This window comes from Vibrio barjaei (assembly GCF_001639065.2).
GTDB lineage: Bacteria > Pseudomonadota > Gammaproteobacteria > Enterobacterales > Vibrionaceae > Vibrio > Vibrio barjaei.
The window spans coordinates 364,718-382,668 of sequence record NZ_LQXO02000012.1 but is presented as its reverse complement, the minus strand read 5'-3'; the positions used below and the strand labels follow the sequence as shown (position 1 = coordinate 382,668).

The following is a 17,951-nucleotide window of genomic DNA, read 5'->3' as shown; positions in this document are numbered from 1 at the left end:
TATGCGCCCCTAAGACTTATTTTTCTTCTTTTTATAGTTCTCGCGTGGCAAACACTGCCCCTCATAACCAAAAGGTGATTCCAGTGCTTTTTCCCACAAACTCGGTGCTATTTCTTCATGATACTTGAGTAATTTTCCTTGTTGTTTATAGAGCAGAATTTCTAGGGTGATACCATTATTGTTCGAAGTGAAGGTATTGATACGACCGGTACCATTCTCGAAAATACCCTCGTAAAACCCTTTCTCTCTATCGTAAAGGTGAGAAATATGCTCAAACAGCAGATCGGTATACTCTGTATCCCATAATACCCACATCCCCATCGCACCTTTTACTGCTACAGCTGAGAACTGTGGTAGATATTCGCCATTTTCAGAAATAGTATTCCAAGCAAAGCCGTCGGTATAAATGGTGTCATAAACAAAGTATGGGGGCCCTGCTAGTTGGTGCTCAGTACGCGCAGTGATAATACCGGTTTGCTTATATCGCTCCTCTTGTACACGATAAATTTGCAAGGCGAACTCAGCCATCCATTCATTGGTATAGTTGTAGTTATGCCCTGTCCTATCGTCGGTCAAGTCCCACCCTAGCTCAATGCCATCTAAAACATAGCTCTCCGTTACGACGTAACTATGAGCTTTGAGCTTTCTAGGGTCTCGGGTATCGTAAGGGACGTCATAACCATACAAATTGATGGTGGCATAAGGCTCTGGGTCAGAGGCTTGACTGGTATCAAACCCCCAGAGTTGGAACCCTTTGGCAGCATACTCTTCATAACCCAATCTGCCCTCTTGCAGATACTGAACAGGCTTGTCTTTCTCAAGCAACGCACCAAACATAGTGCCGTTCTCATCAACGACGTTACAGAAATTCCATCTCAGAATCGCTTGGTCGATACCGGTCGCATACTCTGGATAACGATGTTTGACGATATATAACCAGATGAGCAATCGACCTAAATCGAGGGCAGAATAGCCGATTTCCCCTGGTTGGTTACCGTAGTCCACTTTGGCAGCAGTTTGCGTGTTATAAGCCTTGTTAGGTAACTCGCCACGGAATAGGTCCAATCGATTTAACGTCCCAATAAAGGCAATCAATCGACGGTCCATTTCCTCTTTCTCAATAATTCCTAACTCGTACGCACTCACCATCCCTGCTAGGTAGGACGCCGCATCCCACCACGTGACCGATGGGTAGTTATTTACCGCATTCACCAGACCTGTTGGCTCTTGATAATTATTCTCGAAGTACTTCCAAGCAATACGAGCCATATCCATTTCTTTTTCGGTAAGCTCTCCTTGTCGAGCCTGCGGAATGCTCCAATGACTTTTACGTTCGACAATATCGTCGGAAAACTGATTATATTTATTACCACAGCCAGCCACTGCAAGCGCAACACATAACGTTGTCAAATAGCGCATGTTATTCTCCCTAATACAACCTTGTCCTTATTTTGCGCCTACGCTTAATAATGGTCCGTTTTCTATGTAGGCCAGCGACTCTAAAACAATGCCATTGGTGTTCGCGGTAATTGCTCTGTTAGGTCGCCCATCAACTTCATAACGACCCGAGTACCACCCTTTGGTTTCTGAGAACAAGGGCGATACCTCACTAATTAACAAATCCGTGTATTCATTCTCATACAAGGCGTACCAACCAAACGCAGCCTTGGTAGATAGGGTTTTTAGGTGTGACTGGTCTTTACCATCATCTGAAATTGCGTTCCATTCTTTACCGTCAGAAAAAACCGTGTTGTAAACGAAATAAGGTGGCTCATCGACGTTATCTTCACTTACTGCAGTAACCACACCAGTATCATCATACCTGCGCTCTTGAGCACTAAACACACGGTGCGCGAAGATTTTCGAGACGCTGTCAGAACCAAACTCTAGCCCATCAAGAATGTAAGACTCGCTAACCACATAGTTATGAGCATGGAACTTGGCTGGATCGCGTTTATCGGTTGGGATTTCAATACCGTAAATATCAATCAAGTCTAGATAATCAATGTATTTCATAGAGTTAAATACATCTCGCCCCATCAGGAACAGAGATTTAGACGCATATTCTTCATAACCAATACGCCCTTCTTGCACTAACTCAAAACCGCCTTGCTCACTCGGTCTAGAACCATATAGATATCCATCGATGAGCATTTCGCCAATCTTCCAATGATTCAGAATGTTGTTTACATCGGCGTTGAAGTTGGGATATTGCCAAATCAAGATATTGAGTGGCACTAATATCCTGCCAATATCAATAGCAGACCACCCAATTCCCTCTGGACTTGGGTTGTTTTGATAATCCACCATAGCAAGCGTTTGTGTGTTGTAAGCTTTGTTCGGTAACTTACCCTCAACCAGTGGAAGTCTAGCAAGTGAACGCAACGCTTTCTGCATTCGCATTTCAAACACTTCATCGGTGATCACATTGATCTTTTCCGCGGCAATTAGCCCCATTAAATACGAGGCAGTATCCCACATGGTCGTCGACGGATAACCATCAACGGAATTCACCAAACCAGTATTATCTTGGTAGTTGTTTTCAAAGTAACGCCATGCTGTATTCGCCCAAGTAAACTCCTCATGAGATAACACTCGATTTTCCTTTAGTGGGATTTCTTCATGAGCTTCAAAAGTGATATTGCCTAACACCTTTCCGTAGTCTCGCGTCTCTATATTGAAAGCGATGACCAACGCAGTACACAGACCAAGAATGAAAACAACGTGGTGCCTTGCAGCCAATAATGCGTCTTTAAACTTCATACTTTAAATCCTCTGTGCTGGTGACTTCTTCTTTGTTTTCTTCTTCTTTTGGAGGCTCCCAAAAAGCGGCAGCTATCATTCCCCACATAGCTAACATGTTATTGAGAATCCAGAATGTGTTGAACACTAGACCGCCACCGGAATATTCACCCCAAGAGCCCGTGTAGTAACCGACCCAAGCATAAAAAATAGCGAAGAGACTTAAGCCAAACACCACCATTTGAGGCAATACAAGTTTGGCAAAATTACCTGTTTGTCTTTCTTTTGGTGTGGTTGGGAAGCTGATTTTGCGTCCGCGTAGCACTGTCCACAGCGCACGCAAATTAACTGGGAAAAATGACAAGAAATTCGTCTTACCTTTGTAGCCAGCCACACCCCAAGTGCCCACCATCATCGCGATTTCCGCAGTTAAGATGTACGGCAAGAAATGTAAATAAAAGGTCACATCATAAGCACTAACGGGTGCGATTGAGGTAAGAAAATAGATAATTGGACAAGCGAGGAAAATGATGTTCCAGACTGCCGATAAGTTAGACCAGAAACTCGCGCCATACATCAGTTTTTGTTTAAAGCTCAAGCCCTTCCTAAAAATCGGGTTGTCGTTCATAAAGATATCGATGGAACCACCAGAGTACTTAAAACGCTGAACGGTCCAAGTTTGCAAATCTTGCGGTGACAGCATTTTACTTTCTACTCTCGGATGCATTACCGAACGCCAGTTTCGTTCTGTATCTGAATGAAGAACAATCGAAGTGTACAAATCCTCTGATACGTGGAATTTGTATGGTGTAAATTCCGTATCAAATAAAATCTCATTTCTAAGGTTGTCTGAAATCGACTGATCAACCTCTTTTTCCTTAGTTAGTTTTCGTATCTGTTTTTCAACATCTTGCTGCTCTTTGGTGATCTGTTCAGCGTATGCTCTTAGCGCTGCTTCCATTACCGCCTCGCGTCTATGAATCGAGCCTGCACCACAACAAAATGACGCGTTTACCCAGTTGCGACGACGTTGAATAACGTCATAGAACATTTGCGGATCATTGACAAAAGGATCCTGGCCAAAGGTCACTGGCCCGTAAAACTTTTCGACTCCTTTGCCAAGAGCGGCGGCAGCTTTACCAAATTTACGCTCCAGCCAGACCGGAAGACGAACTCCTTCTGGTAAATCAAAGAACCATTGTGGTGTCTGGACCCAAGCCACATTTGGGTCTCGGAAATAACCTAGCGTATTCTCTAGAATCGTAGGTAGTGGCCTAGTGTCAGCATCACAGATAACCACGAAATCACCATAAGTCTGTTCCATGGCATTTCTCAGGTTACCGGCTTTGAACCCCACATTTCCCTCGCGAGTGATGTATCCAACATTCATCTCCTCTGCAAGTGCCTTCATCGACTCCCGCTTACCATCATCAAGAATGAAAATTTTCATTTCGATGTCATGGGGATAAGTAATTCGTTGGGCGTCTTCAATACTCAGCCTGACGAGGTCAGGCTCTTCGTCATAGCTTGGGAAAAACACATCAACCGCTAATGGTCTGTCCTCAGCCGAGTCTTTAACACATTGATTGATATTTGATGGTGGCTCTTTCTTAGGTTCATCTTTAGTTTTCCATAAGTTAAACGTAAACAGTATAGAGCCGATAAATGCACAAGATTCTGCAAAAGCCAATGGAAGTGAAAACCACAATGCATCCATGTTCAGAGCGTAAGTCCAACGCCACCACAGGTACCAAACACCTAACGTTAAATTACACGTCGCTAAATATTGATACAGCAACTCTCTCGGTATACTGTGAGGTACAGGTTCCGGCGGCACTCGATGTTCATACTTTTGAAAATAGTTGTCCATTTGCCTAGCTTCCCTATAGAAAATGAAATTTCCTACTTATTAACTCTAATGTGTCGATTTAAAACCACCTATCATTTAACTCTCTGCACATTAGTAATCTCCTTTGGAATAGTGATTACTGGATATCACTTCTCCATCCCTTGACTTAATATCAATCACAAACTCTGAACCCACCATATTTAGCGGAACTGAAGCAATGTCAGAAATCGAATTTGAAGCGATGATTACGTCGCTTTGTTCCCAACACAAATTGAGTTCATTGTTATTATCGAAACATTCGATCGACACGGTTGCTTTTGAAAATTCGCTTCTTGAGTCATTGATTACACTGATATTTATAATCTTAGACGACTTGTCATCATTTACACTAGCAATCGCTAAAATAGGCTGAAATGACTCTTTAATTGCAAAATAGGCGGGTTTAGGGTTTCGTTCTGCATCAAGAATTGCCCATGTTACGGCTTGCCAACTATCGACAAACATAAATTGATAGATTGCAGCGATGCCTTTATTTTTTTTCAATCTAAGTTGCTCAGCAGCGTATTTATTCACTTGTCTTTGGTATTGCTGGGTATTAACAATATAGTTATTAAGAGAGTCCCCTATTTCTACTCCTGCAATATTGAGCGTTTCATGGTGTTGATAATTATGATAAGAGAGCTTGTCAAGCTGCGCTTTATTGAGTGGCCAGTTAGAATCGCCTTCCAATATTGTTTCCACAACGTCGGCCTCAGGGAAAGACTGTGCACCAAACTCACTGATGATGGGCGGACCTACAATTTTATGGTAGTCCTTGTAATGACCTGAATACCACCCAAACCATGGATGCTCATGGGTATAAGACGCTTCTCTTGCAATACGATGGTCACCCGTTGCTTTTAAAGCCTCATAAACGGCTTTAGTAAGTTCCAAATTATGGTCAGATTGATAACTTTGGTACTTATATTTCATCCACGTTGCATCCCACGGCGGTTCATTGTGAGCGCTCCAAAATGCGATAGAAGGATGGTTGTATAACATATCGGTCATATCTCTAGCCTGAGATTCCGCTTCTGCGACCAAACCAATTGAATCCTCATAGCCCCATTGCAATGGGAAGTCTTGCCAAACAATTAGACCGAGCTCATCTGCTTTATCATAAAAACGCTTACCTGCAACATGAGCGTGCACTCGAACACTATTGATGTTGGCTTCTCGCATCAGCATCAAGTCACGTTCATACTCTTCCCCCCCCATTTCGCCTAGCCACTGACTCCCAATATAATTAGTCCCACGAATAAAATAAGGTTGGAAATTTACGTAGAAATGTTGGTTGTCCTCTGAATATTCAAAACGTCGAAAGCCTATTTTTTCAGAGCGTTGATGAGACAAAACTCTTTCACCTTCGAATACTTCAACGCTGAGGTCGTATAATGTTGGCTTTCCCCAATCATATGGCCACCACAGATCCCTCTTCATACTAGGAATTGTCCAAAGGATGTCCGATTTCCCTATGTTTACCGAGCGAGTAAATTCGTAGCGCTCAATCGTCGCTTCAGGTCGATCTGTGTCATGACGTTGCAGTGTGATAACAATGGTTGCGTCAGCGGTAATGCTGCTATTTAAAGTCAGTTTAAGTTGCCCTGTCGTCTTTCCATCACGACTTATCTCAGGAACAAATTTAAGTGCTCTTATCGCTACCGGACCTGTTCTCTCAAGAGTTACGCTTCCCCATATCCCTCCAGAGTTAGCCTCTTGCCCTCTATCAGACCACGCTCCTCCAGGCCGAGTGTCATGATGATTTAAAACACCCTTAATCTCTTTCTTGTTGAGAGACCAATCTTCTACTTTCTGGTCATTTTCGCTCGTTACCACCACAGAGAGTTGATTTTCGTTGGATTTGATAACATTAGTGACTTCGTAATCAAAGGGGGCGAAATATCCGCTATGAGGTGTGAAAGGAATATTGTTGAGTGCAACTCGTGCTTGATAATCGACAGCATCAAACTTGAGCCAGTAACGCTTTGATGAGTCATAATTGCTGACATCGAAGTTGGTCTGGTACAAGGCGCTACCTGAATACTCTACGCCTGAACTGTACCAATTTGATGGAACTGCGATACTCGTTTGCTCTGCATTTTCGGAACTAAGCTTTTTAAAATCCCAATAGCCATTCAAAAACTGGGTGGCATCAGTGTGTGCTAACTCGTTAGACGTGCAGCCTACTAATAGTATTCCGATACTTAGTTTTGCAATCCAACGCCACATCCCAGCCACCTATGCCAGCGAGTCATATGACTTAATTAAATGGAAAGTATTGCGGTTGTCATCGAGAGTTAGTTCGACTTTATCAACTAAGGCCGCAAGAATAATAAAGCCTCTGCCTGACGTTACCCACGTATTAGGATCGTCCGCATCCGGCTCAATAAAATCGGCCTCAAGCGCAGACGCAAAATCATCTTGAGACATTCCTTCCCCGAAATTGGTGATATCGACGGTGATCGTTGAATCTGTCAAAGTGCATACAATTTCTATAACTTCACCGTCACGCTTTTTATAAGCATGCTCAAAAGCGTTATTTACCAGCTCAACCACGCACAGCTCTAATTCATCAATAACACTGTTTTTAACCGCTTGTTGAGACCAAAATGCCTTCAGGTCATTGGCAACGCTTCTTGACGTAATAAGTGAGCTTTCATAAGTGCGAGTAAATACATTGCTATCAACCATGCTTTCTCCCATCACATTTTATTAATCACATCGGCTAAACGATTCAAAGCAGGATGTGGGCGCAGGTTAGTCCACTGAGTTTTATCCTCAACCTCACCGTCATGTCCTATGCCATAATCACCAAAGATAGTCTGTTCCTCGACAACAGCATTGTTATGAATTTGCGTGTAATCAAACACCAGAGAATGTTTTATTGTCGCATTGGCGTCCACTTGACAGTTTGCGCCAATCAAAGCGGGGCCAGTGATGGTCGCACCCTCCTTAATTTGGCATCCACTACCAATAACAACTGGCGGAACAATATTGCATTTTTCAAGATTGACTTGAGTGTTAATCCCAAGCCAGATACCCGCTTTCACTTGCGTGCCCGGCACTCTATAACCAGGAACTTTGCCACTCAATACATCCTTGGTAACACCCCAAATATCCTTGATGTTACCGACATCCAACCACTGAAAGTTCATTTCAACAGCGTAAAAAGGCACATGTTTCTCTACGAGTTTAGGGAATAACTCACTACCAATATCAAACTCTTGGTCGCTAGGAATATAGTCGAAAATAGCGGGTTCAAAGATGTAAATACCTGTATTGGCAAGATTAGACAGCGCATCTTCGCGAGCGGGCTTTTCCTGAAAACTTTGCACCAAACCTTTATCGGCCGTTACCACAACACCATATTTTTCGACTTCTTCTTCAAGCACTCGTTTGGTTATAATGGTCGCAATACCTCCGCATTTTTTATGCTTGCGAACCGCCTCTTTCAAATCAAGGTCAATCCACGCATCACCACACACCACGACAAACGTCTCATCAAAGAATCCTGAAAACTCTTGAATACGTTTCATCCCCCCAGCCGAACCTAGGGCTTTGCTTTCAAACTTGCCGTCTTTAAGCTCTCCCTCACAAGAGTAAGAAAGCTGTACATCAAAATGGTGGCCATCGCCGAAATAGTCTTCTATTACCTCAGCCAAGTGACTCGTATTAATGACAATCTTAGTAATATTGTGTTGAGCGAATAACTCAATCATTGATTCCATTACAGGTTTGCCCAATATCGGAATCATAGGTTTAGGTATCTGCTGAGTGATGGGTCTAACTCGAGTCCCCTTACCTGCCGCCAATATCATGCCTTTCATTGCCTATCCCCTAGCCTAAGAATTACCACTTAAACCGATGCCGTCATTGCATCCTCAACCGTGTCATAGGTTTTTACTAGCCTATCCATTCGGGTCAACTTCAATAGATCTCTAACAGGTTGTTTAGCGCCAACAATAGCAATTTGCCTATCTCGAAGGAGCTTATAAACCGCCATTACAGCTCCTAGGCCACTACTATCCATGAAATTTACATTCGATAGATCAAGCAACAAATTAGGTTTAATATCGCCCTGAATATCTTCCATAGATTGTCTAAACGTTGGAGCCAACTTAGCGTCAAAACGCGATTCTTGTACTTCTACAACCGTAAACAGGTCGTTGTTCGACACTTCATAATTCATAGTAATTTTCCTATTGGTTTGGTACCCATTTACAAACTAACATACTGATATCATCGTCAAAAACGTCACTCTTTTGCCACTCTCTCACCTCTGACACAATGGCATTCGGTTTGTTTTCAAAGTCTGTAGCAGCATGGTGTTGTATCCTTTCTTTTAACCTTTCTTCGGTGTAAAACTCACCTTCAAATCTAGCTTCAGTGATGCCATCGGTATAAATCCAAACCTCATCGCTAGGACCAAGCGTCACCGACTTTTGCTTGTAGTCTGCAAAATCAAACATACCGACAACAAAGTTATCCTCTCCAAGAAATTCCGTAGACTGCGTTTCATGCTGATACCACACAATTGGCGGATGACCAGCAATGCAATAATCGAGCTGCCCAGTTGCCTGGTTCAATACGGCGTATACCATAGTAAAATAAAGGGGGTTTGAATCATCTTGGCTATATATGTTATTTAGTTTCGCCACTACCTCATCAGTTCGGCGAATTACTTTTCCTGAGGACGATTGCTTATAAACCACTGAGTTTGGACCACTTGCGATAGACAGCGTTTGCTGAACGGAGAAGGACAACAATGCAGAAGATACCCCATGTCCCGACACGTCTAATAAATAGAAACCAATATGCTGCTCGTCGAGTTCGAAATAACCCAAAATATCACCGCCAATCTGCGCACTCGGAATTGATGTGTAATTCATCAACACGTTGTTGAATTCAACTTTCGTTGGTAGTAATTGACGAATAAAATCGCCTGCCGCGTCTAAGTCTTGTCGGATGGTGGCATACGCATTATCAAGTGCCTGATTCTTTTTGAGTAATTCGTTATGAAGGTTTAAATTTCTAAAGCCAGCTCGAATACGCGCATCTAGTTCGTCTATAGCCGTATTTTTGGCAACAAAATCATCAGCACCTGCATTAATCCCGCTGACAATCGAGTCATTATCATCTTTAGCAGATAATAAAACGAAGAATATATAGCGATTGTAATCTGTCGATTTTAGAGCTTGGCACAATTGAACACCATCCATTTTAGGCATAACCCAATCACTCAATACGAATTGAATATGTTCGCTTTTCTGCAATATTTCTAAGGCTTCATAACCATGACTGGCTACAGTGACACTATACCCCTTCTTCTTAAGAAGTGAGCTCATTAGAATCTGCGTGGTTTTATTGTCTTCCACCAATAAAACTTCTTTAGATTCTGCTGCGTCTTTGAACTCTTTTTGTGTCATTTACGAGATTCCGTCTCACTTATGAAGCATTATTTACTAGAATAGAAACTGAGAACGAAAAAACAAAAAATTATTTTGCTTTTCTTTACCTTAGAGCAAGGTTGTATATCTGAAGATAGGACTACGGCTTGCAAGGACGCAATAATAAATGAAGAAATACGTCATTATTGGCTTATCAACCATCACATTTTCCTCGTTGTGTTTTGGTGATGAATATCTATCAAATACACGCGAGCATGCGCCTGCGCCTATTTCCCCAAACCTGACCAATAGTGACAACTCCATCAATAATAAAGATGAAGACAGTGAATTAGACTTAATTTGGCGAGGCGTAGAAAGCTCCTTCGAACTGCCATTTGGTGAACTAAAAGACCGAGAAGGGTTATCAGGACTAAGTGGTAACTTTTCACTTAACTTGCCATTAATTCAAACCCAAGATGCCAACTTGCCTTCTGGCGCAACAAATGGCCCTTCCAATGTCAATTACACAGCAAATTTATCGTTGAAATATGTATTAATTGGCAACTGGTTTGCCTCTGGCACTCTTTATTACTATTTCGATAAAGATCAGCAACAAACGTGGAACCCAGACTTTACCTATGTTTTTGGTTATAGCGATTGGCGTCCTTACACTTTTAGTCTTTTGTATTCCAATTACGGTGGGAATCGTTTTTCTCCTGAACCAGGCGGCTCAAGAACCAATTTTGATGAGGGTACAGTATCGCTTGGATGGAAGTTTCCAATTACCGGAAAGCTACTAGAATGGACTCGAGTTTCCGACGACGGGAGCATTGGATGTCAAGTCGACTACAATTGGACGCCTTCCTACTTCGATCTAGCCTCCTCCAGTTATAAGGCACATCAAAGAACTGCATCCCTTGGATGTAAATACGCCATTTTTGGTAACTGGTACGTTAACGCCACCGCCTTCTACTACTTTGACAAATCGCAACAGCAGCCGTGGAATCCAGATTATACCTATGGGTTCGGCTATTTTGATTGGCGACCAGGAACGATTACTTTGCAATACAACAACTACTCTGGTAACCGTTGGAACCCAAGTAATGCCGCAGAAGGAACAGGCCGTTTCCTTGATGGCTCCATTACTCTTGCTTACTCCTTCGCCTTTTAGAAATTTTGTAGAAATGTGCTAAAAAAGATCCTATTTCTTATAAAGCACATTTCCTTGTGAGGCTCTGACTGCTTGCCCTTCTATTTGAGGGGCTTTTTTGTCTTATAAGGCCCGATTTCAATCTTATAAGTATAAAGAGAAGGGAAATTATAGAGAAAAGAGAAATAAACTTTACGATTGCAAACAGCCATAAACTTTTCGTTCACAATGCTGACAATAGTATGAATGGCGGTGCGTTTTTTGGCTACAATGAGGACAAACTAGCATTCTTTTATCCTTGCTCAGTAAAATTATCACCAACCCTACTGGCCCCAGAACATACCCTAAGAGTAGCCCCGCTATTAAACGACCTTTTAACGCGCCAATAGCACTGCTTGCAACAAAGAAAACACCATAAAAGCTAAGCCAAAAAACCATCTCAGAATCCATCGACACCACTCCGATTTAACGATTGTTGTGACTGTTATTTCTCTAACAGTCTAGGATTCGAGCTATTCGTGTCGAGTTTATTTGATCAATATACCTTGTTTGTAAACAAAAGTTTAGGGTAGGCATAATGACTTAAGCAAGTTGTAAGAGGCGACTGACTTCTTGTCCAGTAACAAACTCTCGCTGGCTTTCTTTTAGCACCCAATTAATCGGATTTCTCACCCATGGTTGTGGGTCATTTTGTGGAAAGCGGTCTACCGTTCTTAATCCAACCACGTTCAAGCCTACTTCCTGACACGTCTCTATACATCGTTTGGCGTGCCATGCTTGCGCAACCACTATAACGTTACGGCCCACGGATTTATCTAACGCTTTTCTTGCTACGTCAGTCGTGGTTTGGTAATTGTCATCAGCAATTACGTGTGCATTGGGCAAAGCCGTAGTGTGCTCTGCTACTTCTTGTTGTATATGCGCATCAAGAAATCCATTTTCACGAACCAAGTCAGTGGCTACATTGGCAAGTCGTTTATTGACATCTTCGCTGTCACCGAAAGAAAACGCGACTATGCTATGTGCGTTAAGTGGTGAACCAAAGTTTTCGCTAACGAGCGTTGTAGTTTCTAAATACTGAGCAAGTCTCTGTTTCTGAACTGCATTGAGTTGATAGTCAAGTTGTTCAGATTTAAGAAAAGTAGCCAAGACACTGGCTGATTGACGAACGAGAGAAACGTTAGATTGAGAGAGTAAGTCGATGAATTTTCGCATAGGAGCACCTTAAATTTCAGCTCGCCTATCCGTTGACTTTTGAAGAGTCCTTTGACGCAAAATATAGTAACAGAATTATCGAAAAAGAACAGAAAAACGTTCAATTATTATACAGACCACTTCTAATTTAAAACCTTCTGATAAGTATCGTAAAAACTAGATTAGAAAAACATTATTCATGTCTTATCATTTAGTTAAGTACGGAATCTAGATAAGGGAGCAATATAAGTGCAAAAGTTGATGGCAAAGCTAGCTCTCTACATTGCTTTCATTCCCGTGCCCACTTCTGCGTCCGATGAAATAGAAGCACCCAGTTTTTATGGCGGAAGAGGCGTATCTCAGGGTGATACCTCTGAGGCACCTTCCACTATCGAATACCAAAGAAGGGCGCTCGCTCCCCCAATTATTGTCGAAACGATAGTTGATGCCCCTTCAAACGTTGAGCTTAGCAGACCATCGTTGTCCCTTACTAACTCAAGTCAAACTGTCGAACTAGATTTGTCTCGTTTAACGCGCAACGATTGGCTACTTGCAAAAAAATCCATGTACTACTTTGATTTAAATTATCATCCTGAAACTGGGTTCTGGGATTCCGTACAAGGCTATCATCACGCGACCATGTGGGACATTGCGAGTGGAATTTCAGCAACGCTAGCAAGTTATGAACTTCAACTCATTTCCAGAGAAGAAGTAAGAGATAAACTTAGTCTTACTTTAGATACGCTCGCTACTCTAGCTTTGTATAAAAATACCCTCCCGAATAGGGAATACAGTACCAAACATGGAAAACCATCAGGCAGTTACAGCGACACCAAAAGTAATGGCAATGGTTGGTCGGCGCTTGATATAGGTCGATTACTTATTTGGCTACGCATCACCGAACAAATGCTGCCCGAACTGGCTAGTAAAGTCGCCGTCATAGAAAAAAACTGGAAACTCGCATCAGCAGTTCACAAAGGTACCCTTTATGGCACCAAACTATATAAAAACAAAGAACACTACCGACAGGAAGGACGCTTAGGCTATCTGCAATATGCCGCACAAGGGTTTAAGTTATTCGGTTATAACTTAGCGCAGAGCTTTACCAAACAGCACGTAGAAAAAGTGTCGGTCGATGGTATGTCTGTATATGTTGATAATCGAAATGTCCCCTATTTCACCACTGACCCCTATGTACTAACAGCCATAGAAATAGGGTCAAAGAACGTATGGTGGAATCAACTTGAACAACTTTACCAACTACATAAAAAACGCTCCAAACAGTTAGGCCAACCCCAAGTATTTTCTGAAGACGCGATGAGTAAAAGTCCTTGGTTTGCCTACAACAATATTTACTATTACGGCAAACCTTGGCTGAGCGTGAGCCCTGGGGGGAAACCGATCGAGAACCCACAAACGTTCAGTTCAAAGATAGGATTCGGACTAAGTGTTTTATATGCCGACGATTTCTCACAGCAACTCTACAATACGGTTGTTAAAACCAGTCTAAGCTCTCGAAGTATCCCAACTGGTCGCTATAAAAATGGTGGTACCAACACCGCCTATAACATCAATACCAACTCTCTGGTGCTCACTGCACTATGGTATAAAGCTCTTGGTAATCATGCTATCTACCCTTATGCATTAGAGCAGTCAAATTCCGCCAAATAGCCTGCAAGTTCGCCAATGTTGTCACCTAGAGTGTTCTTACATTAAACACATGCTCCACGTTGCTGATCGCCGAAAGGAGTTCATCATTAGGTTCTTGCTCAATATCAAGAATGGTATACGCGACCTCCTCTCGGCTTTTATTCAGCATATCGAGCACGTTAATATTCAAATCAGCCAACAGAGACAATACGCTACCCAAGACCCTAGGGACATTGTCGTTAGCAAACGTAATTCGGTAGCCCTCTGCCCTTTCTAAACGAATCGTAGGAAAGTTAACTGAATTAGTAATATTGCCATTTTCTAAGAAATCAATGAGTTGTTCTGCCCCCATGATGGCGCAATTTTCCTCTGCTTCGGCCGTCGAAGCGCCTATATGAGGCATGAGGATCACGCCATCACGACCAATAAGAGACGGCGTTGGAAAGTCAGTCACATACTGATCAATTTGGTGATTCTCGAGCGCGGTTATTACTGCGTCTGTATCGACAATTTCTTTACGAGCAAAATTCAGCAACACCATGCCCGGTTTGGCTGAAGACAATAAATCGTGGTTAATCAATCCTATAGTTGAAGGCAGTGCAGGGACGTGAACGGTCACGAAATCACATTTCGCAATCAACGACACTAAATTCTCCGCTCGCTTAATACGACTTGATAACCGCCAAGCCGCTTCAACACTCAGCGCTGAATCGTAACCAATCACGTTCATACCAAGATCAATAGCGGTATTAGCGACAGAGGCACCAATTGCGCCTAAACCAATTACACCAAGTGTTTTGCCTTTGATTTCAGAGCCAGAAAAACGCTTCTTTTCCTTCTCTAATAGCTTGTCCATCGCCATAGCATCAGTCATATCGGAGAGGGTGTGGGAGTAACGAATACCACCCACAATATCTCTTGCCGATAACAAAAGCCCGGTTAATACCAACTCTTTCACTGCATTGGCATTAGCACCCGGCGTATTAAACACGACGATTCCATTTTCCGTGCAAGATTTGATCGGGATGTTGTTTACCCCCGCTCCGCATCGTGCAATAGCTTTAACACTTGAAGCAATAGGCTCATCATGGAGTTTATGACTGCGCAGTAAAATTGCATCAGGCTCACTAAACTCACTACAGACTTCATATTTGTCGCGTGAAAACTTGTCCAATCCTTGATTCGAAATAGCGTTGTAGGTCTTTATTTTCTTCATTGTTGCTTCACCTTAAGTTGAAATTCCATTTCTACTCATCAGCGTACTGTTATTGTCCCAAAGCTGGCTTTTTTCTGTTGTGCCAGAGACAACAAAGCACCTGACCAGCAGGTGCTTTGTAATTATTGTGTTACTTCAGCGTAAGCCCAATCTAACCATGGCAGTAACGCTTCCAAGTCACTAGACTCAACGGTGGCTCCTGCCCAAATCCTGAGTCCCGCTGGCGCGTCCCGATAAGCGCCGATATCAAATGCGACACCTTCATCATCTAACAATTTAATCATCGCTTTAACTTGCTGCTCCGATGCATCAAGTGTGAGACATACACTGGTGTTAGAACGCTGTGTTGGTTCTTTCGCTAGGAAGTGTATCCAATGTCGTGATTCAACGAAGTTTGTTAACACAGCAAGGTTGGATTCCGATTTATCAATCGCCGCACCTACACCGCCAATATCTGCTACCCAATCTAATGCGTCAACATAGTCCACTACGCACAACATAGAGGGCGTATTAATCGTCGCCCCCTTGAAAATACCTTCTATGAGTTTTCCACCTTTAGTCATGCGGAAAATCTTCGGCAATGGCCACGGCGGTGTATAAGACTCTAATCGCTCAACCGCTTTCGGACTCAAAACAATGACACCATGCGCTCCTTCTCCACCTAACACCTTCTGCCAACTGAAAGTGACCACATCCAGTTTTTCCCAAGGCATCGGCATCGCAAACACAGCGGAGGTGGCATCACAAATAGTCACCCCTTCTCTGTCATCGCTAATCCAATCACCATTAGGGACTTTGACTCCAGAGGTCGTGCCATTCCACGTAAAGATGGTGTCGTGTTGCGGATTTGCCTGCGTTAGATCTGGTAGCGACCCATAATCGGCTAAATAGCTATTTACTTGTTCAAGTTTCAGTTGTTTGGTGATGTCCGCAAGCCACCCCGAACCGAACGACTCCCAATGGAAAACATCGATTGGACGCGCACCTAACATCGACCACATCACCATCTCCATCGCTCCAGTATCGGATGCCGGAACGATGCCAACACGATAGTCTTCAGGGATACCCAGTATCGCTTTGGTTTTTTCTATCGATTCAGCCAGTACTGCTTTACCTAGAGATGAACGGTGACTACGACCTAATGTGGAAGCATCCAGTTGAGTGAGGTCATACCCCGGACGCTTGCTACATGGTCCAGAAGAGAAGTTAGGGTTTTGCGGTTTGAGTTGAGGTTTCATAAGCCTCCCTGCTTGTGAATATTGAATAACTATTCATCACATTGTCGTAAAACAGATGCTAAGGCAAGAGGGTTATGCTGATCGGTAATAAATAATTGTATTTACTGTGTGAAATGAGCCGTTTTCTCTGCAAATACAACAAAACAGTGCTTTGGATTTTTGAGACAACCCAAAATTAAAAAGGCAGTGCTTATACGCACTGCCTTGAACGGGATACTGTTTGTTGCTTACCCTACAACACCAACAGCAGCTTGCATGATGATGCCGCAGATGTAAGCTCCGTACGTCCCTAGCGCATAGCCAAGTACTGCCATCAAAATACCTACTGGTGCTAATGATGGGTGGAAGGCGGCGGCGACAACAGGCGCTGATGCTGCACCACCAACGTTGGCTTGGCTACCTACCGCCATGAAGAATAGCGGAGCACGAATCAGCTTAGCCACAAAGATCATCAGCAATGCGTGAATCGTCAGCCATGTGATACCGATAAAGAAGTAGCCCGGATTATCTAGAATCGCAGTAACGTCCATTTGCATACCGATAGTCGCCACTAGAATATAGATAAACGCTGAACCGATTTTAGAGGCACCTGCATGCTCTAATGTACGTGCTGGTTTGAACATTGAAGCGATAAGTGCAAATGTCGTAACAAGAACGATGAGCCAGAAGAAACCTGAAGTCAGACTGTATTTCTCTAACTCTGGCGCATTGGTTGCAATCCATGGTGCAATCAAATCAGAACCGAAATGTGCAAGACCCGTTAAACCAAAGGCGATCGCCACGACTTTCATCATATCTGTCGTTGTGATTGGACGAGAGTTTTCCTCTTCGTACTTCGCAACGGTTTCTTTTAGTTCATCGATAGAAGAGGTATCCGCTTTAAGCCATGCATCCATTTTCTTTTGACGACCGGCCATGATAAGCAAAATGGCCATCCAAATGTTGGCACAGATAACGTCAACCGTAATCATCGCAGAGAATAGCTGGTCGCCAACACCAAACACTTCTTTCATTGCGGCTTGGTTGGCGCCGCCACCGATCCATGAACCTGCTACCGTAGTTAGACCACGCCATACATCGCCAGATACGAGGTCTGGGTTGATAAAATCTAAAATGACAATTGCTGCTGGTCCACCAATAATGATGCCCAGTGTGCCTGTTAAGAACATGATTAACGCTTTCGAACCTAGACCGAAGATCTTCTTCAAGTCCGCAGAAACGATCAGTAGAACCAAAGCGCCTGGCAGTAAGTATCGGCTGGCTACAAAATAGAGCTTAGAGGCAGAACCGTCGATAATGCCCGATGTGTTAAACAATGATGGGAGGAAATAGCACAGCAACAGACCTGGGACAAAAGAGTAGAACTTTCTCCAAAAAGGATTTTTGCTGCTCTCGGTGATAAATACTCCACCAAGAATGGCAGCAAGTAAGCCCATGATGACTGCGTCATTCGTGATCATTATTGTTAGTCTCCTTAACTTGCATC

Annotated in this window: 14 protein-coding genes; 2 read left to right on the top strand and 12 right to left on the bottom strand. The window is 43.1% G+C overall.

The window, feature by feature from the left end:
- Nucleotides 1–9 precede the first annotated feature (9 nt).
- The 8 genes from AWH66_RS08190 to AWH66_RS08155 all read right to left on the bottom strand — a co-directional run bounded on the left by AWH66_RS08190 (nucleotide 10) and on the right by AWH66_RS08155 (nucleotide 10,056).
- Nucleotides 10–1,419: a DUF3131 domain-containing protein gene (locus tag AWH66_RS08190; RefSeq protein ID WP_063605347.1), complete on the bottom strand. Its 1,410-nt coding sequence runs from the start codon at nucleotides 1,417–1,419 to the stop codon at nucleotides 10–12.
- Nucleotides 1,420–1,446: 27 nt separating this feature from the next.
- Complete coding sequence (locus AWH66_RS08185) at nucleotides 1,447–2,763, bottom strand: DUF3131 domain-containing protein (RefSeq protein ID WP_063605348.1); 1,317 nt, start codon at nucleotides 2,761–2,763, stop codon at nucleotides 1,447–1,449.
- Nucleotides 2,753–4,612 carry a glycosyltransferase family 2 protein gene (locus AWH66_RS08180; RefSeq protein WP_063605349.1) on the bottom strand — a complete coding sequence of 620 codons (1,860 nt, stop codon included), beginning with the start codon at nucleotides 4,610–4,612 and terminating at the stop codon, nucleotides 2,753–2,755. The genes AWH66_RS08185 and AWH66_RS08180 overlap by 11 nt, the downstream gene beginning before the upstream one ends.
- A 90-nt stretch (nucleotides 4,613–4,702) precedes the next feature.
- Entirely contained in the window at nucleotides 4,703–6,859 is a 2,157-nt protein-coding gene (locus AWH66_RS08175; RefSeq protein ID WP_063605350.1) for a glycoside hydrolase family 2 protein, read from the bottom strand.
- A gap of 9 nt (nucleotides 6,860–6,868) precedes the next feature.
- Nucleotides 6,869–7,321: an ATP-binding protein gene (locus tag AWH66_RS08170; RefSeq protein ID WP_063605351.1), complete on the bottom strand. Its 453-nt coding sequence runs from the start codon at nucleotides 7,319–7,321 to the stop codon at nucleotides 6,869–6,871.
- Nucleotides 7,322–7,332: 11 nt separating this feature from the next.
- Nucleotides 7,333–8,457, bottom strand: a complete 1,125-nt coding sequence (locus tag AWH66_RS08165; protein WP_063605352.1) for a nucleotidyltransferase family protein — start codon at nucleotides 8,455–8,457, stop codon at nucleotides 7,333–7,335.
- Between the two features lie 29 nt (nucleotides 8,458–8,486).
- Nucleotides 8,487–8,819: an STAS domain-containing protein gene (locus AWH66_RS08160; RefSeq protein WP_006070671.1), complete on the bottom strand. Its 333-nt coding sequence runs from the start codon at nucleotides 8,817–8,819 to the stop codon at nucleotides 8,487–8,489.
- 10 nt (nucleotides 8,820–8,829) lie between these two features.
- Nucleotides 8,830–10,056 carry a PP2C family protein-serine/threonine phosphatase gene (locus tag AWH66_RS08155; protein WP_063605353.1) on the bottom strand — a complete coding sequence of 409 codons (1,227 nt, stop codon included), beginning with the start codon at nucleotides 10,054–10,056 and terminating at the stop codon, nucleotides 8,830–8,832.
- A gap of 148 nt (nucleotides 10,057–10,204) precedes the next feature.
- Between AWH66_RS08155 and AWH66_RS08150 the strand changes: the two genes are divergently transcribed.
- Nucleotides 10,205–11,188, top strand: a complete 984-nt coding sequence (locus AWH66_RS08150) for a hypothetical protein (RefSeq protein WP_063605354.1) — start codon at nucleotides 10,205–10,207, stop codon at nucleotides 11,186–11,188.
- Nucleotides 11,189–11,749: 561 nt separating this feature from the next.
- On the opposite strand, the gene AWH66_RS08145 is transcribed toward AWH66_RS08150, so the two are convergent.
- Nucleotides 11,750–12,382 carry a YdcF family protein gene (locus tag AWH66_RS08145; protein ID WP_063605355.1) on the bottom strand — a complete coding sequence of 211 codons (633 nt, stop codon included), beginning with the start codon at nucleotides 12,380–12,382 and terminating at the stop codon, nucleotides 11,750–11,752.
- Nucleotides 12,383–12,610: 228 nt separating this feature from the next.
- On the opposite strand from AWH66_RS08145, the gene AWH66_RS08140 reads away from it, so the two are divergent.
- Nucleotides 12,611–14,032, top strand: a complete 1,422-nt coding sequence (locus tag AWH66_RS08140) for a DUF3131 domain-containing protein (RefSeq protein WP_063605356.1) — start codon at nucleotides 12,611–12,613, stop codon at nucleotides 14,030–14,032.
- A gap of 25 nt (nucleotides 14,033–14,057) precedes the next feature.
- On the opposite strand, the gene AWH66_RS08135 is transcribed toward AWH66_RS08140, so the two are convergent.
- The 3 genes from AWH66_RS08135 to AWH66_RS08125 all read right to left on the bottom strand — a co-directional run bounded on the left by AWH66_RS08135 (nucleotide 14,058) and on the right by AWH66_RS08125 (nucleotide 17,925).
- Nucleotides 14,058–15,227, bottom strand: a complete 1,170-nt coding sequence (locus AWH66_RS08135) for a phosphoglycerate dehydrogenase (protein ID WP_063605357.1) — start codon at nucleotides 15,225–15,227, stop codon at nucleotides 14,058–14,060.
- A gap of 122 nt (nucleotides 15,228–15,349) precedes the next feature.
- A complete protein-coding gene (locus AWH66_RS08130) occupies nucleotides 15,350–16,465 on the bottom strand; it encodes a phosphoserine transaminase (protein ID WP_063605358.1) in 1,116 nt (371 codons plus the stop codon).
- A 227-nt stretch (nucleotides 16,466–16,692) separates the two neighbouring features.
- Nucleotides 16,693–17,925: a DUF819 family protein gene (locus AWH66_RS08125; protein WP_063605359.1), complete on the bottom strand. Its 1,233-nt coding sequence runs from the start codon at nucleotides 17,923–17,925 to the stop codon at nucleotides 16,693–16,695.
- Nucleotides 17,926–17,951 lie beyond the last annotated feature (26 nt).